Annotated in this window: 21 protein-coding genes and 1 other RNA gene; 11 read left to right on the top strand and 11 right to left on the bottom strand. The window is 65.7% G+C overall.

Annotated elements, in window-relative coordinates; genetic code table 11:
- Positions 1-350 precede the first annotated feature (350 nt).
- Together mnmG and FFY45_RS08810 are read left to right on the top strand one after the other, a co-directional pair.
- A complete protein-coding gene (gene mnmG, locus FFY45_RS08815; RefSeq protein WP_176340140.1) occupies positions 351-2,255 on the top strand; it encodes a tRNA uridine-5-carboxymethylaminomethyl(34) synthesis enzyme MnmG in 1,905 nt (634 codons plus the stop codon).
- Positions 2,256-2,698: 443 nt separating this feature from the next.
- Positions 2,699-3,409: a DUF2490 domain-containing protein gene (locus tag FFY45_RS08810; RefSeq protein WP_176340139.1), complete on the top strand. Its 711-nt coding sequence runs from the start codon at positions 2,699-2,701 to the stop codon at positions 3,407-3,409.
- Here FFY45_RS08810 and FFY45_RS08805 read toward each other — a convergent pair.
- Together FFY45_RS08805 and FFY45_RS08800 are read right to left on the bottom strand one after the other, a co-directional pair.
- On the bottom strand, positions 3,406-4,377 hold the full coding sequence (locus FFY45_RS08805) for an alpha/beta hydrolase (protein ID WP_176340138.1): 972 nt from the start codon (positions 4,375-4,377) through the stop codon (positions 3,406-3,408). The genes FFY45_RS08810 and FFY45_RS08805 overlap by 4 nt on opposite strands.
- Before the next feature lie 342 nt (positions 4,378-4,719).
- Entirely contained in the window at positions 4,720-5,580 is an 861-nt protein-coding gene (locus tag FFY45_RS08800) for a PA4780 family RIO1-like protein kinase (protein ID WP_176340137.1), read from the bottom strand.
- Positions 5,581-5,727: 147 nt separating this feature from the next.
- On the opposite strand from FFY45_RS08800, the gene FFY45_RS08795 reads away from it, so the two are divergent.
- Positions 5,728-6,588: an IclR family transcriptional regulator domain-containing protein gene (locus FFY45_RS08795; RefSeq protein ID WP_055828399.1), complete on the top strand. Its 861-nt coding sequence runs from the start codon at positions 5,728-5,730 to the stop codon at positions 6,586-6,588.
- 16 nt (positions 6,589-6,604) lie between these two features.
- On the opposite strand, the gene FFY45_RS08790 is transcribed toward FFY45_RS08795, so the two are convergent.
- From FFY45_RS08790 to FFY45_RS08750, 9 genes are all read right to left on the bottom strand, one after another.
- On the bottom strand, positions 6,605-7,531 hold the full coding sequence (locus tag FFY45_RS08790; RefSeq protein WP_176340136.1) for an alpha/beta hydrolase: 927 nt from the start codon (positions 7,529-7,531) through the stop codon (positions 6,605-6,607).
- A gap of 254 nt (positions 7,532-7,785) precedes the next feature.
- Positions 7,786-8,172, bottom strand: a complete 387-nt coding sequence (gene pcaC / locus FFY45_RS08785) for a 4-carboxymuconolactone decarboxylase (protein ID WP_006449044.1) — start codon at positions 8,170-8,172, stop codon at positions 7,786-7,788.
- Positions 8,173-8,236: 64 nt separating this feature from the next.
- Positions 8,237-9,019, bottom strand: coding sequence for a 3-oxoadipate enol-lactonase (gene pcaD / locus FFY45_RS08780; protein ID WP_176340135.1), 783 nt, complete (start codon positions 9,017-9,019; stop codon positions 8,237-8,239).
- A 14-nt stretch (positions 9,020-9,033) separates the two neighbouring features.
- Positions 9,034-10,386, bottom strand: a complete 1,353-nt coding sequence (locus tag FFY45_RS08775; protein ID WP_500692576.1) for a 3-carboxy-cis,cis-muconate cycloisomerase — start codon at positions 10,384-10,386, stop codon at positions 9,034-9,036.
- 117 nt (positions 10,387-10,503) lie between these two features.
- A complete protein-coding gene (gene pcaG, locus FFY45_RS08770) occupies positions 10,504-11,067 on the bottom strand; it encodes a protocatechuate 3,4-dioxygenase subunit alpha (RefSeq protein ID WP_176340134.1) in 564 nt (187 codons plus the stop codon).
- A gap of 4 nt (positions 11,068-11,071) precedes the next feature.
- Entirely contained in the window at positions 11,072-11,800 is a 729-nt protein-coding gene (pcaH, locus tag FFY45_RS08765) for a protocatechuate 3,4-dioxygenase subunit beta (protein WP_176340133.1), read from the bottom strand.
- 114 nt (positions 11,801-11,914) lie between these two features.
- Positions 11,915-13,123 carry a 3-oxoadipyl-CoA thiolase gene (gene pcaF / locus FFY45_RS08760; RefSeq protein WP_176340132.1) on the bottom strand — a complete coding sequence of 403 codons (1,209 nt, stop codon included), beginning with the start codon at positions 13,121-13,123 and terminating at the stop codon, positions 11,915-11,917.
- Positions 13,120-13,908: a CoA-transferase subunit beta gene (locus FFY45_RS08755; RefSeq protein ID WP_104551341.1), complete on the bottom strand. Its 789-nt coding sequence runs from the start codon at positions 13,906-13,908 to the stop codon at positions 13,120-13,122. The genes pcaF and FFY45_RS08755 overlap by 4 nt, the downstream gene beginning before the upstream one ends.
- Entirely contained in the window at positions 13,905-14,768 is an 864-nt protein-coding gene (locus FFY45_RS08750) for a CoA transferase subunit A (RefSeq protein WP_176340131.1), read from the bottom strand. Before FFY45_RS08750 ends, FFY45_RS08755 begins: the two co-directional genes overlap by 4 nt.
- 256 nt (positions 14,769-15,024) lie before the next feature.
- Here FFY45_RS08750 and FFY45_RS08745 point away from each other — a divergent pair, with 256 nt between their 5' ends.
- The 8 genes from FFY45_RS08745 (at position 15,025) to glpK (ending at position 23,284) form a co-directional block, all read left to right on the top strand.
- On the top strand, positions 15,025-16,101 hold the full coding sequence (locus FFY45_RS08745) for an aromatic ring-hydroxylating dioxygenase subunit alpha (RefSeq protein WP_006449036.1): 1,077 nt from the start codon (positions 15,025-15,027) through the stop codon (positions 16,099-16,101).
- A 21-nt stretch (positions 16,102-16,122) separates the two neighbouring features.
- Positions 16,123-16,926 carry a GntR family transcriptional regulator gene (locus FFY45_RS08740; protein WP_176340130.1) on the top strand — a complete coding sequence of 268 codons (804 nt, stop codon included), beginning with the start codon at positions 16,123-16,125 and terminating at the stop codon, positions 16,924-16,926.
- A complete protein-coding gene (locus tag FFY45_RS08735; RefSeq protein ID WP_023902283.1) occupies positions 16,919-17,902 on the top strand; it encodes a PDR/VanB family oxidoreductase in 984 nt (327 codons plus the stop codon). The genes FFY45_RS08740 and FFY45_RS08735 overlap by 8 nt, the downstream gene beginning before the upstream one ends.
- 60 nt (positions 17,903-17,962) lie before the next feature.
- A non-coding RNA gene (locus FFY45_RS08730) (sX9 sRNA) lies at positions 17,963-18,052 on the top strand.
- An 11-nt stretch (positions 18,053-18,063) separates the two neighbouring features.
- Positions 18,064-18,891 (top strand): DeoR/GlpR family DNA-binding transcription regulator, encoded by an 828-nt coding sequence (locus tag FFY45_RS08725; RefSeq protein ID WP_104551345.1) that lies wholly within the window; start codon positions 18,064-18,066, stop codon positions 18,889-18,891.
- Between the two features lie 225 nt (positions 18,892-19,116).
- Positions 19,117-20,631: a glycerol-3-phosphate dehydrogenase gene (gene glpD / locus FFY45_RS08720; protein WP_176340129.1), complete on the top strand. Its 1,515-nt coding sequence runs from the start codon at positions 19,117-19,119 to the stop codon at positions 20,629-20,631.
- A gap of 196 nt (positions 20,632-20,827) precedes the next feature.
- Positions 20,828-21,649, top strand: a complete 822-nt coding sequence (locus tag FFY45_RS08715; protein WP_176340128.1) for an MIP/aquaporin family protein — start codon at positions 20,828-20,830, stop codon at positions 21,647-21,649.
- A gap of 135 nt (positions 21,650-21,784) precedes the next feature.
- Positions 21,785-23,284, top strand: a complete 1,500-nt coding sequence (glpK, locus tag FFY45_RS08710; protein ID WP_176340127.1) for a glycerol kinase GlpK — start codon at positions 21,785-21,787, stop codon at positions 23,282-23,284.
- Positions 23,285-23,336: the final 52 nt, after the last annotated feature.

Genomic DNA, 23,336 nt, shown 5'->3' with positions numbered 1-23,336 from the left:
TTTGTCGTTGCGTAATCTGGCAGCGCCGGACGGCATCAGCCCCGGCAAAAGAAACCTCGGCGGCGGCACCAAGCCGCAGAAAAAAATAAGGGTCGGCAGTCCCCCGACTACCGACCCTTACGCTACCCCATCGCACGCGCGGCTGGCCCCTGTTCCAATTCCAGCCTTGCGCCCATGTCGCAATGCCACGACGGGTGCAGTAGGGATATCCGCACGGAACATGCCAACTTGAGTGCCATTGTTCGATAATGTGATTCACATCACATTTTTATCGATTGAGTGACCTCAATCGCCCTTCAGCCGATACTTTCGCGGCCGCTTGTCCTCCTTCCGCTTCCCAGTCCACGCCCATGTCCGACTCTTTCTATCGCTACGACGTCATCGTGATCGGCGGCGGCCATGCCGGCACCGAGGCCGCGCTGGCCTCCGCGCGCGCCGGTGCCCGCACCTTGCTGCTGACCCACAACATCGAGACGGTGGGCGCGATGAGCTGCAACCCGGCCATCGGCGGGATCGGCAAGGGTCATCTGGTCAAGGAGATCGACGCGCTGGGCGGGGCGATGGCACGCGCGGCGGATCTGGCCGGCATCCAGTGGCGCACGCTCAATGCCTCCAAGGGGCCGGCGGTACGCGCCACGCGCTGCCAGGCCGACCGCAACCTGTATCGCAATGCGATCCGCAGCATTGTGGAGGCGCAGCCCAACCTGACCGTGTTCCAGGCGGCGGTGGACGATCTACTCATCCACAACGGCGCCGCCGAGGGCGACAGCGTGCGCGGGATCATCACCCAGACCGGGCTGCGTTTCGAAGCACCCGCAGTGGTGCTCACGGCCGGTACCTTCCTTGCCGGCAAGATCCATGTTGGGGAGACCCAGTACGCGGCCGGGCGCATGGGCGACCCGCCGGCCACCACGCTGGCCGCACGCCTGCGCGAGCGGCCGTTTACGATCGACCGGCTCAAGACCGGCACCCCGCCGCGTATCGACGGGCGCACGCTCGACTACAGCGTCATGCAGGAACAGCCGGGCGACGACCCGTTGCCGGTGATGTCGTTCATGGGCCAGCGCAGCGATCACCCGCGCCAGGTCAGCTGCTGGATCACTCACACCACCGAACAGACCCACGACATCATCCGCAGCGCGCTGCATCGCTCGCCGCTGTATTCGGGACAGATCGAAGGCATCGGCCCGCGTTACTGCCCGTCGATCGAGGACAAGGTGGTGCGCTTTGCCGAGAAGACCAGCCACCAGATCTTCGTCGAGCCCGAAGGCCTGGAGGTCACCGAGATCTATCCCAACGGCATCTCCACCTCGCTGCCGTTCGATGTGCAGCTGGCGCTGGTGCGTTCGATCCATGGCTTTGCGCAGGCGCATATCACCCGCCCCGGCTATGCGATCGAGTACGACTTCTTCGACCCGCGCGGGCTCAAGGCCTCGCTGGAAACCAAGGCGGTGGGCGGGCTGTTCTTCGCCGGGCAGATCAATGGCACCACCGGTTACGAGGAAGCCGCCGCACAGGGATTGCTGGCCGGCCTCAATGCCGCGCGCCATGTGCAGGCCTTGCCGGCGTGGTCGCCGCGTCGCGATGAAGCGTACCTGGGCGTGCTGGTGGACGATCTGATTACCCACGGCACCACCGAGCCGTATCGCATGTTCACCAGCCGCGCCGAATACCGGCTGCAGCTGCGCGAAGACAATGCCGACGCGCGCCTGACCGGCGTGGGCCGTGCGATGGGCCTGGTCGACGATGTGCGCTGGGTGCGGTTTTCGGCCAAGCAGGAGGCGGTGCAGCGCGAAAGCGCGCGCCTGCAGGCATTGTGGGCAACCCCGGGCAATGCGCTGGGCCGCGAAGTGGCCCAGACGCTGGGCGTGGCGGTGAGCCGCGAGACCAACGTACTGGATCTGATCAAGCGCCCCGAACTCAACTACGCCGCGCTGATGCGCGTGCCGACACTGGGCCCGGGCGTGGACGATGCGCAGGTGGCCGAGCAGGTCGAGATCAGCGTCAAATACGCCGGCTATCTGGACCGCCAACGCGACGACATCGCGCGTCAGCAACGCCACGAAACCACGCCGATTCCAGAAGGGTTCGATTATGCCGGCGTGCGTGGCCTGTCGATCGAAGTGCAACAGAAACTCGAACGCGTGCGCCCGCAAAGTATCGGCCAGGCCCAGCGTATTGCCGGCATGACGCCGGCGGCGATCTCGCTGCTGCTGGTGCATCTGGAACGCGCGCGGCGCAGCCAGGTGGCGTGAGGGGCTTGTGGTTAGTTAATCGATTACGTCGCTGCTCGGCAAGCAAGTGTTCCGACGGATTCCACGATGACGTCGGTCATCCATCGCGCTGCCACTCGGTCGCCAGCGAAGGTCTCGCGTACAACTAGATCAATCAACCAGCCGTCGCTTGTCCCACAGCCACCGACAACAGTCGGTGGTGCTCGCGCGCGTGCCGGCGTGGGACCTTATGCGGCAGGGATGCCGCATAAGCGCCTACGTACTTGCGGCGTGTCCCACGCCGGTGCGCGTGCAAGCGCCCTCAGTGGACCGATGCGCGAAACGTTGCCAACAGATGTCAGCATGCGATGCCATGTCGCCACGTGCGAAGCCACCGACGCACGCAGGCTTGCCACTCGTCCGGCGGCCTCTAGCGGCACGGGGGAAGTTGCTATGCTCGATCAACTATGACGACTTTCTAATCCATGAACAGATCGAGTGCGATGTTGAAGGCAACTCTGCGCAGTGCCTGTCTGCTTTTATTGCTGATGCTGGCGAACATCGCGCCGGCGATGGCCACTACCGAAGAAGATGGCCGTTACTGGTTGAGTGTGTATGCCCAGGGCAAGTTGCCGGTCGAAAATCTGTACTGGAGCATGGATATCCATCCGCGCTGGCGCGAGGAAGGCGAGCAGTTCGACCAGTTGATTCTGCGCCCCGCCGTGTTTTACCGCCTCAATCCCAAAGCCAGTGTCTGGATGGGCTACGACACCATTATCAGCCATCCGGCCGGGCAATCCTCCAACCGCGAAAATCGCTGGTGGGGGCAGTTTCAATATCAGTTCGACCCGATTGCCAATATCACCATTACCAGCCGCACGCGTCTGGAGCAACGCCACCGCGAAGGCTTCAGCGATGAAGGCTACCGGGTGCGCCAGATGATCCGGGCCGTGCGGCCCAGTGCGTTGTCGCCGCAATTGTCGTGGGTGGCGTTCAACGAACTGTTCGTCAATCTCGATCAGACCGAATGGGGCGCGCGACGCGGTCTCGATCAGAACCGCGTATTCGTCGGCATTAACTGGAAGTTCAACGCCATCTCCAATGTCGATGTCGGGTATCTGAATCAGTTCGTCAACACCCCTGCAGTGGACCGCGAAAACCACGTACTGATGACCACCTTCCGCTTCAATTTCTAGTCACTCGCCCACCGCCCGATGGTGGGCAACAAGCGCTGGCGCAGTACAAGTGCCGCCAGCGCCAACGTCTCGTCGGCGGCGCGCAGTACGCCGCCCATGTTGATGAAACCGTGGATCATGCCGGGGAAGCTGTGCAAGGTGACTTCCACGCCGGCAGCACGCAGCCGCTCGGCATAGGCGCGTCCTTCGTCGTAGAGCATGTCGCGATCGCCCACCACGACCAGTGCAGGCGCAACGCCGGCCACATCGGGCACCAGCATCGGTGAGACGCGCCAGTCCTGTGCAATGGACGGGTCGGGCAACAGATGTCGATTGAAAAAGCGCACCGCCTCTGCGGTCAGCGGCGGCAGGCCGGCATTGTGCGATCGCGACGGGTACACCCCCGTGTCCTCGCGTGCATCGGTGAGCGGATACACCAACACCTGGCAGCGCAACGCGATGCCGGCATCGCGCGCGGCCAGCGCTGCGGCTGCAGCCATGGCGCCGCCAATGCTGTCGCCGGCGATGGCCAGGCGCTGCACATCGGCGCCGACCGCTTCGGGCTGGGCGACCAGCCACTGCAGCGTGGCAATCACATCTTCCACGCCGGCCGGTGCGGGGTGCTCGGGTGCCAGACGATAGTCGACCGCCAACAGCTGACAGCCGGCACGCGCAGCCAGTTGCCGGCAGACGTCGTCATGGGAGTCCAGATCGCCCACCACACCACCGCCGCCATGCACGAACAGGCAGGTCGGGGCGGGGCCGGGGGCAAGCTCGGATGGTCGATACAACCGCAACGGCACCGGGCCTGCAGCGGTGTCGGCATGCAGATCGCGTACCTGCGCCATCTCCACGCGCGGGAAGCCGAGCTGCGCGCCGAGCGCACGCATCATCGCGCGCGCACCTTCGATCGGTAGGGTATCCATGGCCGGTTGACCGGATTGTTGAAGCTGGGCAAACAGGCGCACGACATCAGGATCAAACGACATGACAGACCCTCCAGGAGACGAGGAGCGAGCCTGCCAGATACTTATGATCAATCACCATTAAATTGCATAAATAATTTCAATGGCATTGCCTGATGCACGCCGCAGCGCTGCAAAACCCTTGACTGGCCTTGCATACGGCGGCAAGGGCAGTGCCTGGCTGGCTTGTGCGACAGTCACGCAATCAGCGTCAGTTGGTTTTTTGCTGCGCCGCATCGCGTCTGTACGCGCTGGCATCGGCGCGCTCAGCGCGCACCGACACGTTGCCCATGAACAGTGCACGCTGGCAGCGCGCCGTGTACGCCATTGCCAGTGTCGCGCCGCATAGGGCGCGACAGCCGCTGGCTAATCTTCGTCTTCCGCAGCTGCCTCGCGGCCTTGCTGGCGAATGAGATTTTCCTGGCGTGCGTCTTCGATCGAGGCACGGATGGCGCGTACGTCGGCGCGGTGGGTGTCGAACTTGAAGCGTCCGGTCAGCACGCTGTCCGGGCGCAGCTCGCCCTTTTCGAACAGCGCCCACATCTCTTCGCCGTAGTAGGTTTCCAGCAACTCCGGCGCAAAACGGCCGAGGCAATCGCGCAGGTTGTGCACATCGCGCAGCAGCATGTCGCGCGCGGCATTGTTGCCGGCGGCGCTGACCACCTGGGGGAAGTCGATCAACACCGGGCCCTCGGGCGAGACCAGCACGTTGTATTCGGACAGATCGCCGTGCACCAGGCCCAACGACAGCATCTTGACCACATCGCCGATCAGGCTGGTGTGGAAGATGCGCGCCTGCTCCGGTTCCAGCTCTACCTCGCCCAGCCGCGGTGCGCTGTGGCCGGCTTCGTCGGTGACCAGATCCATCAGCAGCACGCCGTGGAAATAGCCGCGCGGCTTGGGCACATGCACGCTGGCATCCATCAGCTGGTAGAGCACCTCGGCTTCGGTGTTCTTCCACGCGGTCTCGGCTTCGCGGCGGCCGAACTTGGTGGCCTTGCCCATCGCGCGTGCCTGGCGGCTGCCGCGCACCTTGCGGCCTTCCTGGTATTGCACGCGCGCCTGGAAGCTGCGCTGCGCCATGTCTTTGTAGACCTTCGCGCACAGGATGTCGGCGCCTGTGCTGACCACATAGACGGATGCTTCCTTGCCGCTCTTCAGTGGTCGCAACACTTCGTCGATGATGCCGTCGTCGATCAGCGGTTGCAGGCCCTTGGGGGTTTTCATGGACTAAGAGGACCGATCCGGAACAAACCAGCGGCGATTATGCGGCAAGCAGGGTGAAGCGATTACATGTCCAGGCACAAGCTGCGACCGGGGGCATGCATCGGCGTGAGCGCTTACCATGCGCAAACCTGTCCAACCTGCGACCCAATGCCCGAGCCCGCCGCCAGCCGACGCAAACGCCCCACCGCCGTGCCCGCAGTCGGGAGCGAACGCGGCCTGCCGCACGAGTTGATGCAGCAGATCGCCGCTGCCCAGGGCGACCCGGACTTCATGACCTCGCTGGGACGCGGGCTGGTGGTACTCAGCGTGTTCGCCCAGCACGCGCGCGAGGTGACGATGTCGCAGATCAGCCTGGAGACCGGCATCTCGCGCGCAGCGGTGCGGCGGGTGCTGCATACGCTGGCCAAGCTGGGCTATGTCGGCGAGCAGGGCCGCGGCTATGTGCTGCTGCCGCGCGTGTTGGGCATCGGCGGGGCATATGCGGCCTCTTCATCAATGACCGCGGCAGCGCAGCCGGTGCTGGATGGCTTGCGTGACCAACTGCACGAATCCTGCTCGCTGGGCGTGCTGGACGGCGACGACCTGTTGTACGTGGCGCGCGCCGAGACGGTGCGCATCATGTCGATCGGGCTGCGCCCGGGCACGCGCCTGCCGGCCTACTGCACCTCGATGGGCCGGGTGCTGCTGGCCGCCCTGCCCGGCGACACCTTGCAGGCGTATCTGGAGCGCACCACGCTGCGCCCGCGCACCGACCGCACGGTGACCCAGGCATCGGCGCTGCTGGAGCTGCTGGCACGTACGCGCCGCGAAGGCATGTGCCTGACCGACCAGGAACTGGAAATCGGCCTGCGCTCGATCGCAGTGCCGGTGCGTAACCTGCGCGGCGAGGTGATCGCCGCGCTCAACATCGGCGCGCAGGCCGGACGCGTGAGCCTGCAGACGATGCAGACGCAGCTGCTGGAACCGCTGAAGCAGGCGGCGCAGCGGTTGGGGGCGTTGTTGAGTTAGGGCTTGTCGAACACGCTCAGCGCGGCCGGCGCAGAAAGCCGACCACCGCATCCACCCAGGCGGCATGCGTGTCTTCGACATGCGCCACATGGTCGGCGTGCGGCAGCGTGACCCAGCTGCGATCTTCGCTACGCAGGCGTGCGTACAAGTGCGCGTTATCCGGCTGGGTCGCGATGGGATCGTCGACGCCCCGCAGCAGCAGCACCGGCAGCGTTGCCACCTGCTCGGGCTGGAAGGCGAACTGCTCCATCGCACGCCAGTCGGTGCGCACCGGGTCGGCTGACACCGCCTGCGCAGCGTAGGCCGCACGCACGCCGGAGGGCGCGGCATTGGCGGTGATGAAATCCTCGCCGGCTGCGGCGACCGTGGTGCGTGCGCGCAATGGCTGGGCTGGCGTTGGTGTGGCATCGGGAGCCGCATCGACATCGTCCGGAAAACCGTACAGCACCAGCGCAGACAGCGCCTGCGGGTGTTGCTGGCCGATCAGCAGCGCCACCCGCGCGCCGTTGGAATAACCGAGCAGCGCCGGCGGCGGCAAGTGCGCGTGCTTGCGGGCGATCCAGGCCAGCACCTCGGCGACATCGGCCACTGCGCGCGCCGGCGTGTTCCAGCCGCTGCCATCGCGCGCACTGCCGCCATAGCCGCGCAGGTCCACCGCGTAGGCGGCATACCCGGCCTGCGCCAAGGCCGCCAGCACCGAGCGCGAATCGCGCACTTCGCCGGGAACCTGCAGGTCGAAATTGGGCAGCGCACTCCAGGTACGCCCATGCACCAGCAGGATCGTGCCACGCGGCTGTGCCGGTACGCGCGACCACACCGCCAGCGTCTGGCCATCGTCGGCGCGAACCTGCGACAGCTGCGTGCCCGATCCGGGATGCGGCTGTGCCTGCAGCGCACAGGTGGCAAGCAGCAGCATCATCAGGCAGGCAAAGCGCAACGTCATGAGTAATCCCTTTGGGAGGTGATGTCCGATAGTGGCCATCTTGCCTGCGATGCTTGGCGGTGTCCGAGTGGCACATGCCGATTCCGGGCACCGACGTGCCCGCCTGGCGGCTGCGTAATCGTTTTTTTGGCCGCTCTTGCTGCTCGCGCCTCGAGCACGACACACACGTGGTTGCGCTGCCGGCATGCGCAGCGTGTTCCCGTTCGGCTCGCTCGGCAGGTCGGTCGTAAGAGCATCCACGCGATAGCGGCGGCTCAGCCTTCGGCGGCCTGTTCTTCGAGAATCGGTTTGGCCAGCGCGAATGCGTGATTGGCCGCCGGCACGCCGCAATAGACCGCCGCCTGCAACAACACCTCCTTGATCTGATCGGGCGTGACGCCGTTGTTGCGCGCGGCGCGCACGTGCAGCTTGAACTCTTCGTCATGGCCCAGCGCCACCATCATCGCCAGCGTCAGCAGCGAGCGGGTATGCGCGGGCAGGCCGTCGCGGGTCCAGATGCTGCCCCAGGCGTAGCGGGTGATCAGTTCCTGAAACTCTTCGGTGAACTCGGTGCGTGCGGCCAGCGAGCGGTCGACATGCGCATCGCCGAGAACGCGCCGGCGCTCGTGCAGGCCGGCCTGATAACGCTCGTCTTCGTGCATCGGATCTCTCTTGCGTGGGGGATGGTTGGAGCGGCCGTGCAGCGCAGGCGTGCTGGCAGCTGCTTTAGTCGGCCTGAAGAAAGCGCAATACGGTGTCGTTGAACGCGGCCGGCGATTCCAGATTGCAGATATGCCGGCCGGGCACCTGCACGTAATGGCCGTGCGGAGCGGCAGAGGCGATCTCGCGCAGATCGGTGGGTGGGCAGACCGGGTCATCTTCGCCAGCTATTGCGAGCAATGGCAGCGCCAGCGTGTCGAGCGCGCCACGGAAATCCGCATCGGCCACGGCCTGGCAGCAGGCGATATAGCCGTCCGGCGAGGTCGCCACGAACGCGGCCACGATCATCTCCAGCCGTTGCGCGTGGCTGATGGCAAACGGCGGGGTGAACCAGCGCTGCAAGGTGGCATCGACCAGCACGGCCAGGCCTTCGCTGCGCACCTGTGCGATGCGCGCGTTCCAGCTCTCGCTGCTGCCGATCTTCTGCGCGGTGGCGCAGACCACCAGCCGCCGCAGCCGTTGCGGTGCGTGCAGGCCCAGCCACTGCCCGGTGAGGCCGCCGATCGACAGGCCGCAGAAATCGCTCTGTGCGATCTGCAGCGCATTCCATAGCGCGAGCACGTCCTCGCCCAGGTCGGCGACGCTGTACGGGCCGGACGGCGCCTCCGAATCCCCATGACCGCGGCGGTCGTAGCGCAGGATGCGGTAGTGCGGCGCAAAAGCAGCGATCTGCGTGTCCCACATGTGCAGGTCGGTGCCGAGCGAGTTGCAGAAGGTCAGCCAGGGGCGGCCTTCGGTGCCGTCCAGCCGATAGTGCAGGCGGTGCGTGGGCAACTGCAGATAGGCCATCGAAGTACCTTCAGCTAAGAAGAACAAGAGGTGGCAAGCACGCGATCGATCCAGACCGAGGACATGCCGCGCCAGCTATCCACATCGAACAGCGCCTGCAGTTGCGCATGCGTGAGCACCGCACTGACCAGTGCATCCTCGGCGAGCACCTCGCGCAGATGCCGCTGCTGCGCCTGCGCACGTGCCACCGCCTGCTCCACCAGGGCATGCGCCTGCGCTTTGCCGAGCTGCGCTGCGAGCGCGAACACCACCGCTTCGGCATACAACACACCGCCATGGCTATCCAGATGCGCGCGCATGCGCTCGCGGTCCAGTTCCAGATCGGCCAGGCACAGCTGCATCTGCGCAAGACTTCCGGCAGTGAGGCAGACGATCTGCGGCAAGGTCTCCCATTCGGCGTGCCATTGCCCGGCGGCGCGCTCATGCGGCTGCGCCATCGCGCTGAACAAGGTCGCCACCAGGCCGGGCACACGCGTGGCGGCCGCAATCGCGGCGACGCTGGAAACCGGATTGCGTTTGTGCGGCATTGCCGAGGAGCCGCCCTTGCCGGCAGCGGCAGGCTCGAACACTTCGCCGACCTCCGATTGCATCAGCAGCACCACATCGCCGCCGATCTTGCCCAAGGTGCCGGCCAACAGCCCGAAGGCGCAGCCGACCTCGACGAGGCGGTCGCGCGCGGTGTGCCACGGCAATGCGGGCAACGGCAGCGACAGCGTCTTTGCCAGCGCTTCGGCGACCTCGAGGCCGCGCTCCTGCAGCGACGCCAATGTGCCGGCGGCGCCACCGAACTGCAGTACCAACGCATCGCGCTGCAAGGCCTGCAGGCGGTGGCGCGCGCGCTGCAACGCATCCAGCCAGCCGGCGACCTTGAGCCCGAAGGTGACCGGCACCGCCTGCTGCAACAAGGTGCGACCAGGCAGGCCAGTATTGCGCTCGCGTTTGGCCAGTGCGGCCAGATCGGCACACAGGTGTTGCAGACGCGGTAGCAGCAGGTCGAGCGCGGCGCGCAGCTGCAGCACCGTGCCGGTATCGATGACGTCCTGACTGGTGGCGCCCCAGTGCACCCAGCGCGCGGCTTGCGCATCGTGTTCGGCCACGCGTGCAGTTAGCGCCTTGACCAATGGAATGGCGGGATTGCCGGCCAGTGCAGTGGCCTGCGCCAGCGCAGCCAGATCGTAGTGCTGCACGTCGCAGGCATTGGCAATGGCCTGCGCGGCCTCGGCCGGGATCACACCGCATTGCGCCTGCGCGCGAGCAAGCGCGGATTCGAACGCCAGCATCGCCTGCACACGCGCGGCGTCGTCGAACAACGCGTCGCACGCAGGCTCGCCAAACAAGGATCCCAACAGGGAAGACGTCGCAGTCATGCATGGCCTCTCTTGGCGTGCCGGCAGCATGGCACCGATACGCGGGAGTGCCAACTGGCGTGCGCGGTGCGCACGCGTGCGCATCGCAGCATGGGCAAACGCGCAATGATGCTGCGGTCAATAATGAAAGAACACCGTTTCCGCATCGCCCTGCATGTGGATGTCCCACACGTAGTTGCCACTACCGCGCGATTGCGCCAGCAGTGTGGCGCGACGCTCGGCCGACACCAGGGCAAGGATAGGATCACTGCTCAGTTGCGGGTCGTCGGCGAAGTACAGCCGTGTCGACACGCCGCGCAGCAGCCCGCGCATGAACACCAGCACGGTCAGATGCGCGGCCTGCAGCTTGCCGTCGGGCCCGGCGACCTGGCCTGGCTTGATGGTGCTGAAGGAAAATCGCCCCTGCGCATCGGTCGGCACACGGCCCCAGCCATCGAAGCTGGGGTCATGCGTTTCATAGCGAGTGTCCGCGGCATGCGCGTAAATGCCAGCCGCATCGGCTTGCCACAGTTCCAGCACCGCGTCGGCCACCGGAGTGCCGGCGCCATCGAAGACACAACCACTGATCTGCACCTGCGTGCCTGTGGCCTGCACAGATGCGAGCTGGTCGCGATACAGCGGCTCCAGCCCGAGCCGGTAATACGGGCCAACGGTTTGCGACGGGGTGGTGTGCAAGCTCATCGATTCACTCCCAGACCGTTTGCTTGCGACCGCGCAACACGATGTCGAAGCGGTAGGCCAGCGCGTATTCGCTCACCGCGTTTTCCCAGTCGAAGCTGGACACCATGCGTTCGCGTGCCAGCGGATCGTCCACGCAGTTGTAGATCGGGTCGTGCGCCAGCAACGGGTCGCCGGGGAAGTACATCTGGGTGATCAAGCGCTGTCCGATGCCATCGCCATGCAGCGAAAAATGGATATGCGCCGGCCGCCAGGCGTTGTAGTGATTGCGCCACGGATACGCACCCGGCTTGATGGTCTTGAACGCATAGCGGCCGTGGTCGTCGGTGAGCACCTGGCCGGTACCGCGAAAATTGGGATCCAGCGGCGCATCGTGGCGATCGCCCGCATGTTGATAGCGGCCAGCCGCGTTGCATTGCCACACTTCCACCACGCTGTTGCGCACCGGCTTGCCGTTTTCGTCGAGCACGTGGCCGGAGACGATGATGCGCTCGCCCAATGGCTCGCCGGCAAAGCCGGCAGTGAGATCGGCGGCATGCTCGCCCAGGGTCAGCCGATCCAGTCGCGGCCCGGTGACTTCCGACAGCGTGACCGGGATGTCGATCGGCGCGCGTGTGGGGCCGCGCAACGCGGTGGATGCATAGGGAAGATGCAGATACGCCGGCTGCGTGCCGATCCGGGTGCGGCGATAGCCGAGCAGCGGATCGACTGGCGTGTCAGAGCTGGGGTCGCGCATGCGGGATCTCCATCGGTTGCGCTGCGGCGCGGTCGAGAATGCTGGCGTCAACGCTGCAAGCGTCGAGAACGCTATGGGTGTGCGGTAACGGCAGCGGTGGTTGCAACGGGCGCACTACACGCGCTCGATCGCCAGCGCCACGCCCTGCCCCACGCCGATACACATGCTGGCCAGGCCAAGCCGTCCGTTGCTGGCTTCCAGTTGCCGCAGCAAGGTCAACGCCAGCCGCGCGCCGCTCATCCCCAATGGGTGGCCGAGTGCGATGGCGCCGCCGTTGGCGTTGACGTGCGGCGCATCGTCGGCCAGCCCGAACGCGCGCGTGCAGGCGAGCGCCTGCGCGGCGAAGGCTTCGTTGAGTTCGATCGCATCGAACTGTTCGATGGTCAGGCCCAACCGCGCCAGCAAGCGCTGCGTGGCCGGCACCGGGCCGATCCCCATGAAGGCCGGCTCCACACCCGCCGAGGCGAAGCCGAGCACGCGTGCGCGCGGGGTCAGCCCATGCGTCTGCACCGCCTGCGCGGAAGCCAGCAACAAGGCGGCAGCGCCATCGTTGAGGCCCGAGGCATTGCCGGCAGTCACCGTGCCGGGCTGGCGGAAGACCGGCTTGAGCTTGGCCAGCATCTCGGCCGTGGTATTCGGGCGCGGGGGCTCGTCGCGATCGACAGCGGTTGCCTCGCCACCTTTGCGTGGGGCCACGGTCACCGGCGTGATTTCTCCATCGAAGAACCCGGCCGCCTGTGCAGCGGCAACGCGTTGCTGACTGCGCAATGCAAAGGCATCCTGGTCTTCGCGCGCGATGGCATGGCGCTGCGCCACGTTCTCTGCAGTTTCGCCCATCAACTCCACGCCGTAGGCGCCCTGCAGACGCGGATTGACGAAACGCCAGCCCATCGTGGTGTCTTCCAGCTTTTGCGTGCGGGCGAACGCGCTCTCGGCCTTGCCCATCACCCATGGCGCGCGCGTCATCGATTCGACCCCGCCGGCGATCGCCAGCCCCAGTTCGCCGGCACGGATGCCGCGCGCCACCGTGCCGATCGCATCCAGCCCGGACCCGCACAGGCGATTGAGCGTGCTACCCGGCACCGAAGACGGCAGGCCCGCCAGCAACAGACTCATGCGCGCGACATTGCGATTGTCTTCGCCGGCCTGGTTTGCGCAGCCCAGATACACGTCTTCGATCAGCGCCGGTTCCAGTTGCGGATTGCGCGCCATCAACGCGGCGATCGGTACCGCGCCGAGGTCATCGGCACGCACGCTGGCCAGAGCGCCGCCGTAACGGCCGATCGGCGTGCGGATGCCATCAATCAGATAGACCTCGCTCATGCCTCGGCTCCCGCAGCCTGCTTGCCATGCGCCGCATCGGTGCGTGCCTGCAGCGCGCGCAGCGCCTGCAATTCCGCAGCGCTCGGTGGGGTGGTCTGCGCCAGATCGGCGGCGAAGCGGATCGGCCAGCCGGTGGCGGCACTCACCTGTTCGCGGGTGCTGCCGGGGTGCAAGGCGGTGACGGTGAGTTCACGGGTCACGGGGTCGGGCTCCATCACGCATAGATCGGTGACCACCACGGTGGGGCCGGCACCGGGCAGGCCGGCACGTTGGCGAGCATCGCCACCGTCCAGATGCCCGACCGTGGTGATGAAGTCCAGCACCGGCACGAAGCTGCGCGTGGATTGGCGAATGATGATGAACACCTGCTTGGCGCTGGCCGCAATCTCCGGCGCGCCACCTGCGCCGGGCAGCCGCGTTTTCGGCGCATCGTACGGGCCGATCACCGTGGTGTTGAGGTTGGCATGGCGATCGATCTGCGCCGCGCCCAGAAAGCCCACATCCACGCGACCGCCCTGCAACCAGTACCGAAAGATCTCCGGCGTGGAGACCACGGTGTCGGCGGTGTCGGCCAGTTCGCCATCGCCGATCGACAGCGGCAGCACGTCCGGACGCGCGCCGATCGGGCCGGATTCGTAGATCAAGGTGACGTCCGGCGCATGCGTCAGCCGCGCCAGGTTGGCGGCAGTGGATGGCAGGCCGATGCCGACAAAGCACACCGCGTTATCGGGCAGGCGCCGCGCGGCCGCCACGGTCATCATTTCATTGGTGCTGTAGTCGCTCATGCGGCCACCTGCAGCTGCGATTGCGCGTACACGCGCTGGAAGGCAGCGAAATCCTCGGTATCGAGAATATGCGTCTGGATCCATGCCTGGAAGCGCGCACGGTCGCGTGCGATCGCATCCCAGGCCAGATAGAAGCGGTTGTCGCGGGCGTAGTAGCCATGCGCATACGACGGCGCGGCGCCGCCGGGCACGTGGCAGACCGCATCCACCACCCAGCGCGGCAGGATGCAGGCGTTGGGCGGCGCATCCAGCGTATCGACGATCTCTTCCACCGTCACGATCACCTTGCGCGCGGCCAGAGCCGCTTCTTTCTGCACGCCCAGGATGCCCCACAGCAGCACATTGCCGCGGCGATCGGCCCGCTGCGCGTGAATCACGGTGACATCGGGATTCACCGCCGGCGTGGTGGCCAGCGTTTCGCCGGTGTACGGGCATTGCAGGAACTTGATGCTGTCGTTGACGCGCGGCAGGTCCGAGCCGACATAGCCGCGCAACACCGCAAATGGCAGGCCCGATGCGCCGGCCACGTACGCGTTGGCCATGTCGGCATGGCTGTGTTCGCGGATCTGCAGCGGCTGCGGCCAGGCATGTTCGACCGCATCGCGCAGCCGGTGCAGCGAGCCGACGCCGGGATTGCCGCCCCAGGAAAACCGCAATGCCGCCGCGCACCCGGCGCCGATTAGCTGGTCGTAGATCAGATCCGGCGTCATGCGCACCAGGTGCAGGTCGCGCTTGCGCTGACGGATCACCTCGTGGCCGGCCGCATGCGGAATCAGATGGGTGAAGCCTTCCATCGCCACGCAATCGCCGTCAGCGATCAGTTGGGACACCGCTTCTGAGAGGGAGACGATTTGGGCCATTGCAAGAGTCCTGCGCAGCGAGCGTGCGGTCACGGTAGGCGCAGCGGCACAGCCCGGTCAATCCGATTATCGGTGTGCGTATTCGATAATCGCACAATTTCGCTTGGCGACTGACACCTCAACATTGTCTCCGGTGTATACATAACTTCGCTTGCAAGCAGACGCCAGCGCTGGCAAGCGCGTCAACTGGTTGCCAGCCGGCGTACCACTGCCGATCCGCACCCCAGGTTGTATACAAACCCCAGGAGTCACGGTCATGTCCCAGTCCAAGCAGCTGTTTCCCCTCAACGCGTGGTATGCCGTCGCCTGGGACCACGAGATCAAGCACGCGCTTGCCCCGCGCAAGGTATGCAACCTGGATGTGGTGCTGTATCGCAGCACCGCCGGGGCCGTGATCGCACTCGAAGACGCGTGCTGGCATCGCCTGGTGCCGCTGTCGATGGGCAAGCTGCGCGGCGACGATGTGGTCTGCGGTTATCACGGGCTGGTCTACAACACCCAGGGCCGCTGCGTGCACATGCCCTCGCAGGAGACCATCAATCCGTCTGCCTGCGTGCGCAGTTTTCCGGTGGCCGAGAAGCATCGCTATGTGTGGATCTGGCCCGGCGACCCGGCGCAGGCCGACACCAGCCTGATTCCCGATCTGCATTGGGCGCACGACCCGGCCTGGGCCGGCGACGGCCGCACCATCTACGCCAAGTGCGACTACCGGCTGGTGCTGGACAACCTGATGGACCTGACCCACGAGACCTTCGTGCATGGCTCCAGCATCGGCCAGGACGAGATCGCCGAAGCGCCGTTCGATGTGATGCATGGTGACCGCTCGGTGGTGGTGTCGCGCTGGATGCGCAATATCGACGCGCCACCGTTCTGGGCCAGCCAGATCGCGCGCCATCTGGATTACCACGGCAAGGTCGATCGCTGGCAGATCATTCGCTTCGAAGCGCCCGGCACCATCGCCATCGATGTCGGTGTGGCCATCGCCGGCACCGGTGCGCCGGAAGGCGACCGCAGCCAGGGCGTCAACGGCTACGTGCTCAACACCATCACGCCCGAAACCGACACCACCTGCCACTACTTCTGGGCATTCATGCGCAACTACGCGCTGCACGATCAATCCCTGACCACGCTGACCCGAGCCGGCGTCACCGGCGTGTTCGGTGAGGACGAGGCGGTGCTGGAAGCGCAGCAGCGCGCCATCGATGCGCATCCGGATCACACCTTCTACAACCTCAACGTCGATGCCGGCGGCATGTGGGCGCGCCGCGTGATCGATCGGCTGATCGCACAGGAACAGCGCGCGCAGGAATTGTCGCTGCGCATGGTGGGCTAAAGCACCGCGACGGAGGTTCGCATGTCACCGACCACCCCGTTTCGCAGCAGTGCCGCGCAAACCACGCGCGCGCTGCTGTCGCTACGCGAACTGATTCTCGACGGCACCCTGCCGGCCGGCGCGCGGCTGTCCGAGCTGGCGGTGGTGCAGCGGCTGGGCATGTCGCGCACGCCGGTGCGCGCCGCGTTGCAGCGTCTCTGCGAAGAAGGCCTGGCCAGCGCACTGCCGGGTGGCGGCTACGCGGTGCAGGCCTTCAGCGAACGCGATGTGCACGATGCGATCGAACTGCGCGGCACGCTCGAAGGCCTGGCCGCGCGCATGGCCGCCGAACGCGGGGCATCCGCCGCATCGCTGGCCCAGGCTCGCCAGTTGCTGGACACGCTCGACGGCATCGTCGGCTCGCCGCTGCACGCCATCGACTTCACCGCTTACGTACAGGCCAACGCGCAGTTCCATGCGTTGCTGGTGGCCATGGCCCGCAGCGATGTGCTGGGCCGCGAACTCACCCGTGTGCTGCAGTTGCCGTTCGCCTCGCCCAACAGCCTGGTCATGGCGCAGACCACCAGCGCCGAAGCACAACTGATTCTGACGCTGGCGCAAGACCAGCATCGCGAAGTCATCGCTGCCATCGAATACCGCCAGGGCGCGCGTGCCGAAGCACTGATGCGCGAACACGCACGGCTTGCGCATCGCAATCTGCGTCACGTGCTGCAAACCCCGGCGGCGATCACCCAGGTGCGCGGTGGCGCCTTGATCGGCCGCGCCCATCCGTCCGACGCTGGCAACAGCCAGCACACCCTTCTGCCCGGAGTTCCCCATGCGTAAAGACACCCAGTGGCACCGCGCCCATGTCGTCAGCATTGCCGATGCCTGCGAGGGCGTGCGCGAGATCGTGCTCGATCCCGGCACTGCGGCACGCCCGTTCGAGGTGGGCAGTCATCTGGATTTTCGCGTGCAGTTGCATGGCCGGCCCGATGTGCGTTCGTACTCGCTGGTGGGCGAACCGCGCTCCGATGGCTATTACCAGATCGCGGTACGGCAGATGCCCGACAGCCGCGGCGGCTCGCGGCATATGTGGACCCTGCAGCCCGGCGATGTGGTGGAGATCTCGCCGCCCAGCAACAACTTTGCGCTGGATGAGAGCGGCGAGGAAATCCTGTTGATCGCCGGCGGGATCGGCATCACGCCGATCATCGGCATGGCGCAGCGGCTGTCACGTCGTCACCGGTCCTTTCGCCTGCTGTACGTCGGTCGCTCGCGTGCTGCGATGGCGTATGCGGACGAGTTGGAAACCTTGCTCGGCGAGCGCCTGCAGCTGCATTGCGACGACACCGCTGGGCAGCCGGATCTTGCCGCCGAATTGGCGCGCCTGTCGCCCAATGCCGAGGTGTATGTGTGCGGGCCGCTGGGCATGCTCGAAGCAGTGCGCCAGCACTGGCACGCCGCCGGGCGTTCGCGTGCGCGGCTGCATTTCGAAACCTTCGGCAATAGCGGGCGGGTGCCGGCGCAGGCCTTCGTGGTCAAGTTGCCCGGGCTCGGCCTGGAAGTGCCGGTGGCGGAAAACGAATCGATGCTGGATGCCCTGGCCGATGCCGGGGTGGAGCTGATCGCCGAATGCCGTCGTGGCGAATGCGGGCTGTGCGCGGTGGAGGTGCTGGACAGCGCGGCCGATATCGACCACCGCGATGTGTTCTTCAGCGACGAACAACGCCGCGAGAACCGCAAACTGTGCGCCTGCGTCTCGCGCGCGGTCGGTGGCAGCATCAGTATCGATACGGGGTATCGCGGCGAGCTGGGCTGACAGCGCAGCAAAAACTGCTGCGCCAACCATCAGCCAGGCGTGGCAGGCGCTTGCTGCGGCGTGTGCCACGCGCACACTGCGGTTTCTGCGTGCGCCGTCCACGCCCACCTGACGACTGCTCGCTACCGCTTGCACGCAGCCGTGTTTGCATCCTCACGCACATGCGCGATCATCTGCGCATGGAGTCGACTCACTACAGGACGGTCCCGGCGCCGGCGCTCAACCCGCGCCAGGAGCAATTGGTGGCATTGGTGCGGCAGCAGGGCTTTGCCGAGGTGGAAGGGCTGGCAACGCGCTTCGACGTCACCCCGCAGACCATTCGCCGCGACCTCACGTTGCTGTGCGATGCCGGCGTGCTGCGCCGCTATCACGGCGGCGTCAGCATGCCCTCTAGCGTGGAAAACCTGGCCTACACCGCGCGCAAGGCGTTGCAGGCACGCGAAAAGCAGCACATCGCCGCACAGGTCGCCCGCTTCATTCCCGACGATGCCTCGCTGTTCATCAACCTGGGTACCACCAACGAAGAGGTGGCACGCGCATTGCTGCAGCACCGCGGCCTGCGTGTGATCACCAACAACCTCAACGTGGCGGTGATGCTCAGCGCCAACCCCAGCTTCGAGGTCATCGTGGCCGGCGGCGTGGTACGCGGACGCGACCAGGGCGTGACCGGCGAGGCGACGGTGGAGCTGATCCGCCAGTTCAAGGTGGACTTCGGGGTGATCGGCATTTCCGGCATCGATCTGGACGGCACCTTGCTGGATTTCGACTACCAAGAGGTGCGGGTGGCCCAGGCCATCATCGAGCACTCGCGGCAGGTACTGCTGGCTGCAGACCACAGCAAGTTCGGCCGCAACGCCATGGTGCGGCTGGGCGCGATCGCCCAGGTGCACGACTGGTTCACCGACCGGCCACCGCCGCAGGAACTGGCCGCAGTGCTGGCCGAGGCCGGCACCCGGGTGCATCTGGCAAACCCTGGCGACGCCAGCTGAGCCGATTGTTCGTTTTTGTGCGTTTGCGATAAGCGCACACCTCTGGATCGCAATTTTGATCCTGAATAGCGATCGAAGTTCCACTTCTCAATAGGTCCTCCAACCGAAACCTATCCTGAAACAGGGGTTTGCGTCTCTTCACGTCCCGACAAGGTTTGATGTTCGAATATGTTCGAACATGACAACTTGGGTTCGCTCTTGTGGCGTACCCGGACGGAGACACCGATGGGCGAGATATACGATCTTCTGGTGATAGGCGGCGGTATCAACGGCGTCGGCATCGCCCGCGATGCGGCCGGGCGCGGTTTGTCGGTGTGCCTGTGCGAGCAGGACGATCTGGCTGCGCATACCAGCAGCGCCAGCACCAAGCTCATTCACGGCGGCCTGCGCTACCTGGAGCAGTACGAGTTCGCGCTGGTCGGCAAGGCACTGGCCGAGCGCGAGGTGCTGCTGCGGCTGGCCCCGCACATCATCTGGCCGCTGCGTTTCCTGCTGCCGCATCAACCGCATCTGCGTCCGGCATGGATGATTCGTGCCGGCCTGTTTCTGTACGACCATCTCGGCGGCAGCAAGCGCAGCCTGCCGCGCTCGCGCCGGCTGTCGCTGCGCACGCACCCGGTGGGCCAGCCATTGCAGGAGTCGCTGCGCACCGGTTTTGTGTACTCCGATGCCTGGGTGCAGGACGCGCGGCTGGTGGTGCTCAATGCGATGGACGCTGCAAAGCGTGGCGCGCAGATCCACACGCGCACGCGCTGTGTCGGTGCCTGGCGCGATGCCGGGTTCTGGTATGCCGAACTCGAAGGTCGCGACGGCCGCCGCCGCACCGTGCAGGCGCGTGCGCTGGCCAATGCGGCCGGTCCCTGGGCGGTGTCGTTCCTGGACAAGGTGGCCGCAGTGCCGCACAAACACGCACTGCGCCTGGTCAAGGGCAGCCACATCGTGGTGCCCAAACTGTTCGACCACGACCATGCGTACATCTTCCAGCAACCGGACCGGCGCATCGTGTTCGCCATTCCGTACGAGCACGACTTCACCTTGATCGGCACCACCGATGTCGACCACGAAGACGACCCCGCCACGCCCAAGATCGACGCGGCCGAGGTGCAGTATCTGTGCGAGGCGGTGAACCTGTATTTCCAGCAGCAGATCAGCCCCGCCGATGTGGTGTGGAGCTATAGCGGCGTGCGTCCGCTGCTCGACGATGCCGAGGACAACGCCGCCGAAGTCACCCGCGATTACCAGCTGGAAGTGCTCACCGACGGCGCGCCGTTGCTCAATGTGTTCGGTGGCAAGCTGACCACGTATCGCAAGCTCGCCGAAGAAGCGGTCGACCGCCTGACTCAGGCATTGGGTGCGCGCAAGCCGGCATGGACGGCGCGCGGCGACGCGCTGCCGGGCGGCGAACAACGCGATATCGCCAGCCTGCTCGAACGCGTCAGCAGCGCGCGGCCGTGGCTGCCGGCACCCACCGCACAGCGGCTGGTTCGCAATTACGGCACCTGCGCGGAGCAGCTGCTGGGCGACGCGCAGAACCTGGCCGCGTTGGGTACGCACTTCGGTGCCGACCTGTATCAAGCCGAGGTGGACTATCTGCGCGCCCACGAATGGGCCGTGACCGCCGACGACATCCTGTGGCGGCGCAGCAAACTCGGTCTGCGCATCGATGCGGCCGGGCGCCAGCGTCTGGAAGCGTATCTGCAGACGCAATCGGTCCAGCAGGTGGACGTGGTACCGGCCTGATCGAACAGCGTTGCCGGCGAGGACGGGTCGTTCGGCAACGTATCCTGGCGCATTCGCCAGCATCATCCTGAGTCACGTGGAGGGCAACCCAGATGAGCACCAACCAACACCCCTGCGCGCCAACATGCGCGCCGCACCATCCTGCCTGCGTCATTGAGACCAGTACCCGCATTGTCACACCCATGAGGTCGCGCGCATGAGCCGCCAACTCGTGGGTGAGTTGATCTCCGAAGCGGTGGCGATGTTCATCATCATCGCGCTCGGCGATTCGGTCGCAGCGATGTACATCCTCTACGACCCCAGCCCGTATCAGAACGCCTACTGGGGCGTGTGTATCGCCTGGGGCCTGTCGGTGACGCTGGCGATCTATGTCACCGGCTCGGTATCCGGCACGCATGCCAATCCGGCGGTGACGCTGGCGCTGGCGTTGTTCCGCGATTTCTCGTGGAAGAAAGTGCTGCCGTACTGGGGCGCGCAAGTGATCGGTGCGTTTCTGGGCGCGGCCATCGTCTACCAGATGTACGGGCCGGTGATCGATCACTACAACCAGGTGCAACAGCTCACCCGCGAAGCCGGTGGCGCAGCCGGGGTGTTCTTCACCGCACCCGGCCTTGCGGTCACGCCGATGCATGCGTTGGTGGACCAGATCATCATCACTGCGTTCCTGATCTTCGGCATCTTCGCCATCACCGAACAGTTCAACGAAGCCGCGCCGACCGCCAACTCCGGCGCGCTGATGATCGGTCTGCTGGTGGCCACGCTGGGCGCGTCGATGGGCTATCTGGAAGCCTGGGCGATGAACCCGGCGCGCGACTTCGGCCCGCGCCTGTTCGCCTACTTCGCCGGCTGGGGCGAGGCTGCGTTGCCGGCCAAGGACAATTACTGGTGGATCCCGATCGTCGGCCCGTTGATCGGCGGCCCCATCGGCGCGCTCGCCTACCAGTGGCTGATCCTGCCGTTTCTGCCGGCACGCGTGCGGCATCTGCAAGGCAGCAAACCGCCGCTCGACCCGCAGTAATCGCACTGCTGCACGACTGACAGCACAGCGCCGATGTTGAGCAGGTCTTGAGTTGTTACCGGCCTCTCATACAACGGCGTGCACCACCCACTTTCTCGCCGTGCGCCAGCGCCGGCACTGTTTGAGGAATCTCCGATGGAAAAGCAATACGTCCTTGCGATCGATCAAGGCACCACCAGCTCACGCGCGATGTTGTTCGATCGCCAGGGCAAGGTGGCCGGTGTGGCGCAGCGCGAGTTCGGCCAGATCTTTCCGCAACCGGGCTGGGTGGAACACAACCCGCGCGAGATCATGACCAGCGTCTACACCACCATCACCGAGCTGCTCAACAACGCGCAGATCGATGCGCGCTCGATCGCCGGTATCGGCATCACCAACCAGCGCGAAACCGCGGTGGTGTGGGACAAGGCCACCGGCCAGCCGATCTACAACGCCATCGTGTGGCAATCGCGGCAGACCAAGGACATCTGTACGCAGCTCAAGGAAGCCGGGCACGAGCAGATGGTGCGCGACAAGACCGGCTTGCTGATCGACGCGTATTTTTCCGGCACGAAGGTCAAGTGGATTCTCGACCATGTGGAAGGCGCACGCGAACGCGCGCAGAAAGGCGAGCTGGCCTTCGGCACCATCGACAGCTGGCTGATCTGGAATCTCACCGGCGGCAAGGTGCACGTCACCGACTACACCAATGCCTCGCGCACGCTGATGTACAACATCCACACGCTGGAGTGGGACGCCGAGCTGCTGGCGATGCTCGACGTGCCCGCGGCAATGCTGCCGGAGGTGCGCTCGTCCAGCGAAATCTACGGCATGACCCAGACCCAGTATTTCTACGGCGAGCAAGTGCCCATCGCGGGCATCGCCGGCGACCAGCAGGCCGCGTTGTTCGGCCAGGCCTGCTTCGAACCGGGCATGGCCAAGAACACCTATGGCACCGGTTGCTTTGCATTGATGAACACCGGCGACAAGGCGGTCGCCTCCAAGGCCGGGTTGCTGACCACGATTGCCTGGGGCATCGACGGCAAGGTCGAATACGCGCTGGAAGGCTCGATCTTCGTTGCCGGCTCGGTGGTGCAATGGCTGCGCGACGGCCTGCGCATGCTGGGCAAGGCCAGCGACTCGCAAGCCTATGCCGAGCGCGCCGGCGACAACGACGGTGTGTATCTGGTGCCGGCCTTCGTCGGCCTGGGCGCCCCGTATTGGCGCAGCGATATCCGTGGCGCGGTGTTCGGGCTGACCCGCGGCACCACCAAGGAACACTTCGTGCGTGCGGCGGTGGAATCGATGGCATATCAGACCCGCGACGTACTCACGGCAATGCAGGCCGATTCGGGCATCGAGCTGAAAGAGCTGCGTGCCGACGGCGGCGCGATCGCCAACGACTTCATGGCGCAGTTCCAGAGCGACATTCTCAACGTACCGGTGCTGCGTCCGGAAGTTTCAGAAACCACCGCACTCGGCGCGGCCTATCTGGCAGGGCTGGCGACCGGCTTCTGGAGCAGCCGCGAAGAGATCGCCAAGCAGTGGGCAGTGGATCGCCGGTTCGAGCCGAACATGGCCGACGACAAGCGCGAACAACTGTATGCCGGCTGGCAGCAAGCGGTGGAAGCCACGATGGGCTTCCGCATCAGCTAAACACTGCCACCGAAACGACTGCACCCACCAGTAGGTGGGCGCAACGTTAGGT

The organism is Xanthomonas hortorum (assembly GCF_011305375.1).
GTDB classification, from domain to species: domain Bacteria; phylum Pseudomonadota; class Gammaproteobacteria; order Xanthomonadales; family Xanthomonadaceae; genus Xanthomonas; species Xanthomonas hortorum_E.
This window is presented reverse-complemented; position numbering and strand designations above follow the sequence as displayed.